The sequence below is a fragment of the Devosia salina genome, assembly GCF_019504385.1.
Lineage (GTDB): Bacteria > Pseudomonadota > Alphaproteobacteria > Rhizobiales > Devosiaceae > Devosia > Devosia salina.
On sequence record NZ_CP080590.1, the window covers coordinates 839155 to 852184 of the forward strand.

A 13030-nucleotide genomic window follows, 5' to 3' on the forward strand; every position below is an offset into this window, starting at 1 on the left:
ACCTTTCCGCATCGGGACCCCGGCTGTCGCCGGGGTCCCTCCAGAGTCGAGGGGAGGACTCTAGAAGCCGTAATTGTCGTTCTTGGCGATATCGGCGTCGATTTCATCGACCGCCGAGTCCAGCGTGTCCTGGACATCCGCGCCATTGGCTATGTCGGCCAGGGCCTTCTCGAAGACCTTGGCGGCAACGACATAGCCAGGCGTGACCGGACGGACGAGCGCCTGGGCCTCGGAGAGCTCGAAGAAGACGGCCAGCGGACCACCTTCCTTGTAGTTCTCGGTCATGGCGGCAGCCGAAGCGGTGGCTGGGATCAGACCGATACCGTTGGAGAATTCGGCCAGGTACTTGTCCTGCAGCGCGAACTCGATGAAGGCCGAGGCGCCCTCGGGATGCTCGGATGCGGCTGAGACGCCGAATTGCCAGGAGGCGGCGCCGATCTTGGGGCCATTGCCGAAGTCCGGGGCCGGCAGGAACAGCACATCGTCATAGGCATCCAATGTGCCCAGGGCCGCCCAGTTGCCGTTCCAGGAGAACGCATATTTGCCGCTGTTGAAGCCGTTGTCGCGGTCCGCCGGGTCCTGCGTCGCCTGGGCGTAACCATCGTTGAAGAGGCCCTGCCACCAATTGCCGAATTCGACTGCGGCATCGCCGTTCAACACGCCTTCGGCGGTGGTGTAGGTTGAGCGGTCGACGATGTCGCCGCCAAAGCTCTGCAGGAATGGCGAGAAGGCGTAGGGATACCATTCACCGGTCCAGGCAGTGCCCAGATCGAGCGCGTAGTCGAACTTGCCCGATGCCTTGGCCTTGGCCAGGGCATCCATGAATTCTTCGCCCGTCCAGGGCTGCTCCAGCGTGGGCACACGCAGGCCGAGTTCATCGAGATAGGATTTGCGCGTCACCAGCGAGATGGCTGCGTCCCAGAGGCCAATGGAATAGAGCTGGTCGTTCCACACGCCCTTGGTGCCGGGCAGGTAGTTGGCGATCTTGGCTTCGTCGATCTGCAGCGGCTGCATGTAGCCCGACCAGGCCCAGTTGGGCATCACCGGGCCATCGACATCGAGAATATCGGGAAGATTGCCCGCCAGGGCGCCGGCCACGACGCTGTCATTATAGGCTGCCTGCGGGAAACTCTGCATTTCCACCGCCCAGTCGGACTGGCTGGCGTTAAAATCCGAGATGATCTGGTTGACGATGTTGGATTCAACCTCGTTGCCGGCACCATGATACCACATGGTCAGCGTCGTTTGCGCCATTGCGGCGCTGCTCATCGCGGTGGTGATGGCCAGGCTGGTGGCCAACAGGCGTAGGGATGTCATGTTTCTCTCCTCCTTGAGTTCAGTTGCGTGACATTGACGTCACGGGATTGGACGCTTTCGCGCCAGGCGACCGGAGCCGAGACCAGTTCGCGGTTCGGCTCGTTGGGTTTGGTGGTGCCACTCATCAGGCGCAGCAGCTTGTCGGCAGCGCGGGCGCCCATGGCGCCATAGGGCAGCTCGGCGCTGGTGAGGCCGGGATGCAGGTGCTCGGCGATCATCCGGTAGTCGTCATAGCCGGCCACCGACATCTGCTGGGGAATGGCAATGCCGCGCTCGCGCAAGAGGCCATAGACGCGCATGGCCATCTTGTCGTTGGCGCAGCAAATGACGGTCGGCTCCGCCTTGAGCACGCGATCCAGCGCGTCCCAGAGCAGGTCATATTCGTGCGTAGGGCTGGGCAGGGCGCCGACCTGGATCAGCCGTTCGTCGATTTCGATGCCATTCTGGGTATGCGCCCGCCGATAGCCGGAAACGCGCAGGCCGCACGCAACCTGATGCTCGGGCAGGGTCAAATAGGCGATGCGCTGATGGCCGCGGCGGATCAGCCCATCGACCAGGGCAAATTGCCCGCCTTCGTCATCGGGGAGAACGCAGGGCGTGTCCTCGGCATCGAAGCAGTTGACCAGCACGATCGGCCGGTCGCGCAAGGTGGCTGGCAGGCTGACTTCACGGTGGTACTCGGCCACATAGAGGATGCCTTCCACCCGATGCTCGCGAAAGGTCTGGAGCAGGGTGGGGATGCGCTCCGCCTGGCCGCCGCTATCGGCGATCAGCAAGGTGCGGTTTGATTGGTCGATGACGCGTTGGGCGCCCTGCACCAGGTAGATTTCGGGCAGGCCCGCATCCTCGAACTGATGGGTGGTGCTGATGGCGCCGGTGATCATCCCGATCAGGCCCGAGCGCTGCGAGCGCATGGTGCGGGCTGCGCTCGAGGGCACATAGTTGAGCGCCAGCATGGCCTGCTCGACAGCCTCGCGCGTCGCCTGATTGACCGGCGCATCGCCGTTCATCACCCGGCTCACTGTCTTGGGTGAGACCCCTGCAGCTTTGGCAACATCGTAGATCGTGGCCATTCATTCCTCCTCCGATGAATCGAAACACCAGTCTACGCGGTCGCGCAGCGCGGGGTAACGAAGCATCGAGATGTCGCCGGCGCTCTATGACACCGATGTCATGACATCGGTGTCATGAATGAATGAGGAGAAGCCGGGAGTCAAGCGTTTTGCTGCAAAGTGTGTCTTGGAGGGGCGGCGTGGGGTGCCTGCACGCCCAGGTTTTCTCCCCGCCGGACTTAGAGCGCGTTCACTCGATGGACCAATCCGGACCCGTTTGCGACGGGTTGTCGCTCTGGTGGCAGACCATTGGTGGTGTGTCGGCAGACTGTTGGCACGGAGCTGGTGACCGGAGGGTGCGGCATTGGTGCTCTGCTGTTAGCCTCTCCTGCGACGGCATCTCATCCATCCGGAATTAGCGTAGACTAATGGGGACTCTTCGCTGCTCGGTGCGGGTCGGTTCTATTGCCAATAGGAAGGCGCACACCATGACACTTCGCGAGCCTCTAGGGGTGTAATAGGGGTGGTGCAACCGGCGAGTCCGTCCGGTCGGTTCCGGGAAGCGGAACGCCTATGACGGTTCATGCACCGGTTGCACCCTTTACCGCACGCGATTGTGGCGGCGCGACAACGACGCGAGGAGCGCGACATAGGCCTTGCGCCTGCGGCGGCGATGGAGACGCCAGAACGAGTGCCTGCGGTAGAGCCTCAGCTTCAGCCGCACCAGCAGTAGGATCGGGAGGCGCATTACCAGCGCCTCCGCGTCCCTCGCGGCGGGCGCCGGAATTCGGTGCCGGCCACCACTGGCAATCCACAACCGCGTGAAACGGCTACGGTTGCTGGCAAACTGTCTCGCAAGCGTCGTCGCCAAATGCGGATAGCGCTTTCGGAACCCGGCCGGTCCACCAGTCTTCAGGAGCTCCACCAACGCAGCCTCAGATGCGTTGGCCAGGTTTGCCTTGATGGCATCGCTGACCAACGCAAGGTCGCTGTCGTCGAGAAGAGGCGCGAGCCTTGGCAGGTGCCTGACAAGTCCCGGGTTCTTGAGATCAATGCGGCTGGCGAAGCTATTCGCCAGCCAGCGCTGATATCGCCTTATGTGCGGGCCGGGCGCTAGGCGCCCGGCGTAAAACCCAGTGGCGCGAGACCCCGGTCAAAGGCCGTGATCAGCGAGGCTGCACCGGCGGCCACGGCACCAGCTTCGATCCGTCCATAGCCAGTGTGGTCCCGGATCAGGCTGAGAGCGTCTTCACTTCCTGGATCGGCGATCTCGGAGAGCGGGTGGAGGACCCTCTCCAAGCCAGCGGCGATCGTAGGACCCAGGGCCGGCAGATGAATCACACCCTGGCTCGCTTCCGCCACCACGCTCCAGAGCGGGTGGTTGTCGCCCAGGCCCGCCAGTTCGATGCGGGATGCAATGACGACCGGCATGACAATATGCCCGGGCATGGCCTGCCGCAGGTCCCTTGCCATGGCAAGAGCACCCTCCGCCACGTCAAGGATCGGGCGCGCGGGCACCAACAGCAACCCGGAGAGGCCATGCCGGGTCAGGAAGCCATCGAAGCGCGCCAGCTCCAGCACAGGCGCCATAAGCGACGCCGCGGGCCCCGAACTATCAAGGATAACGAGACCGGACGGCTGGTTCGGCAGTGCTTCCATGGCGGCGGCCAGTGCTTCATGAGCCTTGAGATCAGCCGAGGTGTCGCCGCCAATGATGTCCTGGGCCCTTGCAAGCTCGATGCGGGTCACAGCCCCGTAGGGCGTGAGCCGATCATGCCGGTCATGCTGGAAGACCGCAGCGTTCAGGCCGAGGTCGCGGGCCTGGTTGGCGACCAGGGTCGATACACTCGTCTTGCCCGATTTCTTGGGTTGAAACACGCCGATGAAGCCCAGACGGGCAATGCTCGGACCGGCGTAGGGAGGAAGGTTGGCTTTCATCATGTCTCCAGGTTTCCGAAATTATCCAGCCGGTCTGCGGAACTGTGAATGCGTCCGCGAGCGCCGGCAGGTCGAGGCGGATCATGGCCTCGCTCGGTGCTGGAAGGGGCGACTGAGGGAGCAATCGGGACCGGGGCGACGAGGTTGTGTCGGGCCGGTTCCAGGTGCCGCTTCCTTACACGGCAATAGGTATTCCTCATGAGGTGAACGCGGGACCCCGTTGCGTCAGGAAGGTCGGATGGGATGACTTGCTCGCTTGAAGCGCGCACGGCGTCGATGCGCGGCGCGATCCAGGCCCAGCGCACACCGTTGGCCAAAAGCGGCTCGATAGTCGGCGCTGCCACCGTGAGGAAGCGCGCCAGCGAAGTGGGGCCGCCGATATCGGCGTGATGGCGCTGAAGGCGTGCGCATAGCTGAGCGTGGTGGAGGTCGTTCATGAATCACTAAACGAAATTTCGTTTCATTGTCGGGTGAGGAATTGGACTTGTCAAGCCAAGTCGACTCCGACACCGAATAGACCATGGACAGGGTACGCCGCTGGGCTCTTCTAGGCCGGCTTGCAAGAATGAAACTTCGGGACAGCGGAGCCGGACGGCGCCTGCAGCGGGAAAGTGAGCTTGCCAGCCGCCTGGGCGTTTCGCGAGCGACGTTGCGGCACTATCGCGACGCCTACGTGTTGACAAACCACTTGCCGCTCGATCTTGCGATGCGCCTCCGTCGAGAGGCCTCGGCTGTGGCTTCTGCGGCATTGAGCCGTTGGTTCCTGGAGGATCCCGATGCCGTGCTTGCCTTTCTCCACCAGCGTGAAGAAATCACCGATGCCGTGGTGCGGTCCGCCCTTGGTGTCCGGACGACCAAACGTTCGGCTCCGGCCAAGCAGACACTGACACTCGAGCAGTGTCTGCAGCGTCTCTCCGAACCCGAAGGGTCGTTAGTGACCGCCGACCCCCGTTCCGTCTTTTCGATGGCCAGTTGGCGGTGGCGTAGGGAGGCCGTCAGGTTCGTCGGGGTCGATCCTGCAGTCGCCGCCTTCTATGGCATTCGGCACGAGGCCGTGCTGGAGGAACCAATGGAAGCTGCAGCAATGCCCCAACTGTCCTGGCGAAAAATTGGACAGAAGGGAGAGACTGCAGGCGCATGGGCGGGCCTGATCGAGGTTCCGTCCATGGTCATGCCGGAGCGTTATGCAGCCGAAGCGCGCGGAATCTGGACTCGTGCCGTCGCCGCAAGCGCTCATTATCGAGTGGTCATCATCGTGAGCCCAAATGCGGGGGCGCGGCGGCAGCTCTTGTCTGTCATCCCACCCACCGCCGCCAGTGCCTGGCTCGGTCATCCCGCCGATCCGGAAAGACTGTCTGGTCAACGCAAGGGGACCTCGGTGCCCATCGTCGCCGGAGCCACCGCGGGCCTGGGCCTCATCCTGTTTTCGACCCCGTTCAGCCTCTTGCAGGATCTCACAATGCCACCGGGTCCACGATGGCGCGTCCCGCAGGGCAGGAAGGCTGGGTCAAAGGGGCGCAAGAAGCGCTCGCGTTCTACCAGAGAAGTCGAGGGAGAGGAGCGCCTCTGGTCTGATGGCCAAAGGTGGGCCGGCGAATTCACGGGGCTGTACTGACTGAGGCCATTCACCCGGGCGGACGGAGGGTCCCGAGACAGGACAGACGGCGTGCTCTTGCCGGTTGAGGCCCCACGATTTCTTGGCTCAAATATCCCCGAACCCGGCCTCTCCTTGGTGGTTTGGCGATGGTCTGTTGGCGAGCTGCTGACACCAGGTCGTCTAGGTGAAGGTGCACGGCTTCTTTTCGTTTGTGGCGTGTTGGTAGCGCGTTGGCGGTACGTTGTATTTCGTTGGTTCTATGCTGTCGCGAGAGGCAAGAAACGGAATGAGTCAGGTGCATCAAAAGCGTAGACTAATGGGAAATCGTGGCTATAGTGCGCTGCATCACAGGTCCTTCCAATGCCCCGCAAGCCCCCACCCTTCTACGGACCCGCCGGTGCACGGTCGCGGCTCTCCTATTATAGGGAAGGGCGGCGGCATCTTCGGGCAGCCCTCGCGCGCCACCCCTCGCTGCCTCCGGTCAATGCACTTCTGGCCGCTCAGTCGGGCGGCGGCCCGCTCGCGACAGCCACGGTGGACAGATACAAGGCCGACCACAGACGCATGCTCGAAGTCCTGTTGCGCCTTGACCGTCGGGCGAACGCTTTCGCTGTCCTATGGCCTCCGCTCGAGGCTGCTCTTGATGCGCGCCGCGCCCGAATACCCAAAGCTGCACGCCGCACATCTGCCCTCAAAGTGGTCGATGCAACAGATGAAGAGGCCCGTACCCTCTTTATCGAGCTCAAGCGCCATGCACTGGCTCACAAGAGGCTGTTTGCCATCCTGGCCGCGCTTTACGTTCTGGTCGCAAACCATTCCGGCTTTCGCCCGATTGAGCTGGTAGGCGCCAGGATTGAAGGCAGCAGACTTTTCTTGCGCTCCGCCAAACGACGCGCTGGGATGCCCGAGTTGCGCAGTCACGACCTTTCACCCCTTCATGCCGATGTTCGTGTCGCCGTCGCGCTCCTCATCGATCTTACGCCTGATGCAATGACGGCGAGCCAGTTCGAAGATTGGCACAAGGCAATGGCCGCCCAGATGCGCCGCGCCTGCAAGCGGGTCGGCATCAGAATACTCTCACCCTATTCGTTTCGGCATGTGGCGATTGCCACCTGGGCAAAGGCAGGACTGTCACCGGCCGAGATCGCGGAACTGGCAGGGCATCTCTCTGCCAGGACCCACATCACCCACTATGCTCGTGCCAAGGTGGGACATCAGCGCAAAGCTTTGATTAGACCCGTGCCAGGATTGCAGCCCCGAATCGATGGTCAGCTGGGTGCCCCCACGGGCCAAGTTAAGCAAGCTGCCGGCCAGCTGTTGCCCGACCGCGGAAATACTCATGCGGCTGGCAATTCTGCGCCCCAGGACCCCACGTTCGACTTCTCGGATATGCCCGCCCCGATCTATCGGGTCGATCCGACGCGACCGGCGCTGACGGCCGAGGAAATTGCCGCTGCCCGGGCCCACATCCCCGACGCTGGTGATCCAGAAACCATTGCGGCCAACATTCGGCGGGCTCAGGCGAGAATGCGGGAGAAGGAGCGGGATCTGGATGCCGTATCCTCCCTTAATTCGACGCTCGAGGATGATTGAGAGTGAGCAGCGTTTCGGGTTTCGGTCATGGCTGCTCCCCCGCAAAGCCTGTCGCCAAGGAACGGATCACTTTTGATCGGGTGTGCCGGGCAGCTTGGCAATTGCTCCGGACTTAAGCAAAGCTGGACGATTAAGGCGCCCATGGAGACGAGAAACGGCAAGGCCCCGATCCCCCGGCCAATGCCTGGCCCCGTTGCGCCGACGAGCAAGCATAAGCTTTTGACTGGCTCTGCGAACTCTGTCGAAATCCTCGACGCGGCTGTGTCTCACATCGACTATCTGCTCAACCGTTGAAAAGAAGTTCACCGGTTGGTTGACTTGATGCAGGTCAATCCGCGTCTGCCATTTGTCTTCTAGGTTGACCGTCGACCCTAGGCTATGCCGTCAGGCCGGACGATGCTGCGCGCTTCGCGTGCTCAATATGGCTTCGGCGAAGGTGGCCCAGGAAAGCGCGCCGGTCTCACAACCGTTACGATGGGGCAATGCAATGCCGATCAGGCAGAGAGATCGCAGGCGGCCTCGATGCGGGCGCAGCCAAGATAACCCATGTCGGCGTCAGCAATTGCGCCCAACCGATCGGCAATATCGTGGAACCAACGCAGCGCCAGCAACGGAAGGGAAGCCTCGTGGACCGGTTCGCGCTCACGCTCAACGGCGGGTCCTCGAGCCTGAAATTTGCTCTCTTTGCACCCGACGGCAAGACCCGGCGCCTTGGTGGCAAGTTCGACAGGCTCGGGCAGTCCGGCGCCTCCTTTGAAGTTGGCGGTACTGGCCTGCCGCATCGGATCGAGCGCGTGTCCGCGACCAGCCATGCCGAGGCGCTGAACGTGCTGTTTGACTGGCTGGACCGGGAACTGGGGCCGGAGGCGATCGCGGGAATAGGCCATCGCGTCGTCCATGGCGGACCACGCTATCGCGTCCATGGCGAGGTCGATGAGGCGATGCTCGAGGAACTCGAGCGCGTTTCCGATTATGCGCCGGAGCATCTGCCGGCCGAAATCGCCATGATGAAAGCATGCCGCGCGCGCTATCCGGCACTGCCGCAGCTTGCCTGCTTTGACACCGTATTCCACGCTGGCATGCCCCAGATCGCCCGGATGCTGGCCATTCCGCGCCACTTCTTTGATCATGGCGTGCAGCGTTACGGCTTTCACGGCCTGTCCTATACCTATCTCTTGGGAGAACTGCGTCGGCGCGCCGGCGAGCAGGCGGTCAAAGGCCGCCTGGTCCTTGCCCATCTGGGCAATGGCGCGAGCCTGGTTGCCGTTCATGAGGGGCGCAGCGTCGATACGTCGATGGGTTTTACGCCGGCAGCCGGGGTTCCGATGGGGACCCGGAGCGGCGATCTCGATCCGGGCCTGGTTCGATATCTGGCGCAAGTGCACGATATGGACGCCCTGGCCTTCGACCGCATGGCCAACCACCAGTCGGGACTGCTCGGTGTGTCCGGCAGCAGCTCGGATATTCGGGAGCTGCTGGCGAGCGAAACGGCCGACCCCCGGGCAGCCGAGGCGCTGGCCCTGTTCTGCTACCGGATAAAGCAGACCATAGGAGCCTTTGCCGCCAGCCTGGGTGGCCTCGACACTATCGTCTTTACCGGCGGTATCGGGGAGAATGCCGCGCCCATCCGGGAACGGATATGCGCGGGCCTCGATTTCCTGGGCATTGCCCTCGACAACGAGCTCAACCGTGCCGGGGGCCCGGTCATATCGAGGCGCGATGCGCCCGTGTCGGTCCGCGTCATTCCCACCGATGAGGAAGCGGTTATTGCCGCGGCCCTTGCGGAACTGCTCCAACCCAAGGATGTCTCATGATGAAGACGCCGCTCACCCCGGACCAACTGGCCCGCATGGACGCCTACTGGCGGGCCGCCAACTATCTGTCGGTCGGACAGATCTACCTGCGGGACAATCCTCTGTTGCGCGAAAAGCTGACCCTGGCCCATGTCAAGCCGCGCCTTCTGGGACACTGGGGAACGACGCCGGGACTGAACTTCGTCTACGTCCACCTCAATCGGGTGATCAAGGCCATGGATCTCAACATGATATATGTCACCGGGCCCGGTCACGGCGGGCCGGGACTGGTGGCAAACACCTATCTCGAAGGGACTTATAGCGAGCTCCATCCCGAGGTCGGTCAGGATGTGGAAGGGCTCAAGCGGCTCGTGACGCAGTTTTCCTGGCCCGGTGGCATCCCAAGCCACGTCGCTGCCGAAGTGCCCGGATCGATCAACGAGGGGGGCGAACTGGGCTATTCCCTCATGCACGCCTATGGCGCCGCATTCGACAATCCCGACCTGCTCGTTGCCTGCGTGGTCGGAGACGGCGAAGCCGAGACCGGGGCCCTCGCCACAAGCTGGCACTCCAATAAATTCCTCAACCCGGCACGCGATGGCGCGGTCCTGCCGATATTGCATCTCAACGGCTACAAGATTGCCAGTCCCACAATATTGTCGCGCATCAGCCACGACGAACTGGACGCGCTGTTTCGTGGCTATGGCTATGTGCCGCATTTCGTGGAGGGTGACGACCCTGCCACAATGCATCAGTTGATGGCGGCAACGCTCGACACCGTGCTCGCGGACATCCGGGCCATTCAGAGGGACGCCCGTAGCCGCGGCGCAATGGATCGGCCGGCCTGGCCGATGATTGTCCTCCGATCGCCCAAGGGCTGGACTGGTCCTAAGGAGGTCGATGGCAATCCCACCGAGGGCACATGGCGCTCCCACCAGGTTCCGCTGGCCAAACTGGCCGAAGTTCCGGGTCATCTTGATATCCTCGAGGACTGGCTTCGCAGCTACAGGCCGGAAGAGCTGTTCGACAGCGCCGGTCGATTGAAGGCCGAGCTGGCTGACCTGGCGCCGACCGGTCAACGCCGCATGGGCGCCAATCCACATGCCAATGGTGGCCAACTCCTGTCGGACCTCAGATTGCCCGACTACCGCGACTATGCGCTCGAGGTGACGCAACCCGGCGCCACCATCGGCGAGGCGACGCGAGCGGCGGGCGAGTTTCTGCGCGATGTCCTCAGGCTCAACGCCGACACTGCCAATTTTCGGGTGTTCGGCCCTGACGAAACCGAATCCAACCGGCTCGGCGCGGTCTTTGAAGCAACCAGCCGGGTCTTCATCGGCCCCCAGCTCGAAACGGACCGGCAGCTGGCCGCAGACGGGCGCGTCATGGAAGTGCTCAGCGAGCATCTGTGCCAAGGCTGGCTCGAAGGTTATCTGTTGACCGGCAGGCACGGCTTTTTCTCGTGCTATGAAGCCTTCATCCACATCGTCGATTCCATGTTCAACCAGCACGCAAAGTGGCTGAACGTGGCCAGGGACGTGCCCTGGCGTAAGCCGATCGCCTCGCTGACCTATCTTTTGACGTCCCATGTCTGGCGCCAGGACCACAATGGTTTCAGCCATCAGGATCCCGGCTTCATCGATCATGTGATGAACAAGAAGGCGAGCGTGGTCCGGGTTTATCTGCCGCCCGACGCCAATACTCTGCTCTCCGTCGTGGACCATTGCCTGCGCAGCCGCGACTACATCAACGTCATCGTTGCCGGCAAGCAACCCTCACCGCAATGGCTGAGCCCGGACGCGGCGGCGGCGCATTGCACCATTGGCCTCGGGACCTGGGACTGGGCGTCCAATTGCGGAGCAGATGAACCCGATGTGGTGATTGCCAGCGCCGGCGACGTGCCCACCATGGAGGCGCTGGCCGCCGTCACCATCCTGCGTGAGCAAATCCCCGAGCTGAAGATGCGCTTTGTCAATGTGGTGGACCTGATGGCCCTGCAGGCGCCCAGCCAGCACCCTCACGGTATGGATGATGCAGCATTCGACGCCATTTTCACCACCGACACGCCCGTCATCTTTGCCTATCACGGCTATCCGGCGCTGATCCATCGGCTGACCTATCGTCGCCGCAACCATGATAATTTCCATGTCCATGGCTTTCAGGAGGAAGGCACGACGACGACCCCATTCGATATGGCCGTCCTCAATGAGCTCGATCGCTTCCATCTGGCCAGGGCTGTGATTGACCGCATCGAGAGGTTTGCCGGGAGGCGGACGGCCTTCGCCCAGTTCGTTGATGCCCAACTCGCCGAGCATGATCGCTATGTCCGGCAGAATGGGGAAGACATGCCCGAAATCCGTAACTGGCGCTGGACCCAGAAATAACCGGGGGCAACAAGCATCTGGCAAGGCACAGACGGGGGCAGGGGGCGACCAGAGCTTAGCTTGCGGGCAGGTCGCCCCGTTTTTCCAAATTAACCATGCGATCGAGGAGTGCTGGAACGGAAGCGGAACCTTCGTCAAGGTAATCGATACCGGATCGATGAACGATTCGGACTGGCCGGGCCGCTTCGCATAAGAAGCGGCCGCCGATCCGTTGGCGCGGAGCGACGGCCTGACCACATCAACCTGAGTTAGCAGGTGCAATATGGCTGAGGCCAATCCTAGCGGGACGCGCGTCCCGCACAATCGCTGCCGCTTCCCGGCAAGCGCTTTTCCCCACCCGATCGAGATTGAGACGGCGCCCCTGGCGCTGATGCGGCGCCCCTAGCCGGCGCTCTCCGTCCTCACACCCTCTTGGTTCATTCGATCAGGCGCAGCCCCTTGGGCTTTGCGCGGGAGAAGTCCATTGTCTTTTCTGTCCATTCATTCTGCCTTTTCCGCCGTCAGCCAGTTCGGCGATGACGATCATCCGCTGGTGCCCACGGTGCTGCATGTCCCCGGCAACCGCCGCGGCGATCTCAGCCGTCTGCGCGTCACCGGCCCCGCCGTCTATGTGGCGCTCTATGCCGATGGCATCCATGCCTATGTTGGGGTCAGCGGCGACTATTCCGCCCGGGCCGGGGAAAGCCCGCATCTCACCTGGCATGGTCCGCTCGAGCAGGTCTTTGTCCTCACCGAGGCCCAAGACCGCTGGACGCTCGACGAGGCCCGCGCCGCCGAGCGCATCGTCTGGGAAAGCCTCAACGAGGTCTGCGGCTATATTACCCTCGGGCAGATCCCGCTGGGGGCGCCGGTGGCCGACCGCTATCCGCAGTTGCGCATGTTCTGCGGCAGGGCGCTGCAGATCATCGCCGCCAGCGGCCATGCCCTGACCACCATATCCGATGCCGCGCTCCTCGTCGGCGCCACCGGCAACAGCGACATTCTGGGCGACGATCTGCCCGGTCTTTATGAAGGCGTGCTGCACGAATTTGTCGGCAAGGGCATTGCGGCCCAGGCCGTCGAGACGGCAGAGGGCGACTGGATGCTGCTGGCAGGCAGCGAGATCTGGGGCGCGCCGGTCCCCTCGGCCGGCCAGCTGCTGCGGGTGCGGCACGAAAGCCTCCTCTATTCGGGCTGCATCGAGGCGCATGCCGACGATCCGCGGCTGCTGGTGACCCGCCGGCATCTGCATTTTTCCTCTGCCAGTGGCGCCGCGCTCTTTGTGGCCGGCAGCAAGGGTTATGGGCCGACCGGCTGGCGCCGCCTCTGCATGGTCAGGAACGGCGTGCCCGGTCCCTTGCCGCGCCAGCCTTAGGC

General features: G+C 62.9%; 9 protein-coding genes. 5 read left to right on the top strand and 4 right to left on the bottom strand.

Annotated features, from left to right (window positions below; translation table 11 throughout):
• Positions 1–60 precede the first annotated feature (60 nt).
• The 4 genes from K1X15_RS04020 to K1X15_RS04035 all read right to left on the bottom strand — a co-directional run bounded on the left by K1X15_RS04020 (position 61) and on the right by K1X15_RS04035 (position 4310).
• The gene (locus tag K1X15_RS04020; RefSeq protein ID WP_220306198.1) at positions 61–1317 is read right to left on the bottom strand and encodes a sugar ABC transporter substrate-binding protein; all 1257 of its coding nucleotides are present in this window, start codon (positions 1315–1317) and stop codon (positions 61–63) included.
• Positions 1314–2390: a LacI family DNA-binding transcriptional regulator gene (locus tag K1X15_RS04025; RefSeq protein ID WP_220306199.1), complete on the bottom strand. Its 1077-nt coding sequence runs from the start codon at positions 2388–2390 to the stop codon at positions 1314–1316. Before K1X15_RS04025 ends, K1X15_RS04020 begins: the two co-directional genes overlap by 4 nt.
• A 580-nt stretch (positions 2391–2970) precedes the next feature.
• The gene (locus tag K1X15_RS04030) at positions 2971–3348 is read right to left on the bottom strand and encodes a hypothetical protein (RefSeq protein ID WP_220306200.1); all 378 of its coding nucleotides are present in this window, start codon (positions 3346–3348) and stop codon (positions 2971–2973) included.
• Between the two features lie 134 nt (positions 3349–3482).
• Complete coding sequence (locus K1X15_RS04035; RefSeq protein ID WP_220306201.1) at positions 3483–4310, bottom strand: hypothetical protein; 828 nt, start codon at positions 4308–4310, stop codon at positions 3483–3485.
• Between the two features lie 562 nt (positions 4311–4872).
• Between K1X15_RS04035 and K1X15_RS04040 the strand changes: the two genes are divergently transcribed.
• From K1X15_RS04040 to K1X15_RS04060, 5 genes are all read left to right on the top strand, one after another.
• A complete protein-coding gene (locus tag K1X15_RS04040; RefSeq protein ID WP_220306202.1) occupies positions 4873–5922 on the top strand; it encodes a hypothetical protein in 1050 nt (349 codons plus the stop codon).
• Positions 5923–6468: 546 nt separating this feature from the next.
• Complete coding sequence (locus K1X15_RS04045) at positions 6469–7497, top strand: site-specific integrase (RefSeq protein ID WP_220306203.1); 1029 nt, start codon at positions 6469–6471, stop codon at positions 7495–7497.
• A gap of 626 nt (positions 7498–8123) precedes the next feature.
• Entirely contained in the window at positions 8124–9311 is a 1188-nt protein-coding gene (locus tag K1X15_RS04050; RefSeq protein WP_240549658.1) for an acetate/propionate family kinase, read from the top strand.
• Positions 9311–11674 (top strand): phosphoketolase family protein, encoded by a 2364-nt coding sequence (locus K1X15_RS04055; protein WP_220307427.1) that lies wholly within the window; start codon positions 9311–9313, stop codon positions 11672–11674. Before K1X15_RS04050 ends, K1X15_RS04055 begins: the two co-directional genes overlap by 1 nt.
• A gap of 463 nt (positions 11675–12137) precedes the next feature.
• Positions 12138–13028, top strand: coding sequence for a DUF4357 domain-containing protein (locus K1X15_RS04060; protein ID WP_220306205.1), 891 nt, complete (start codon positions 12138–12140; stop codon positions 13026–13028).
• Positions 13029–13030 lie beyond the last annotated feature (2 nt).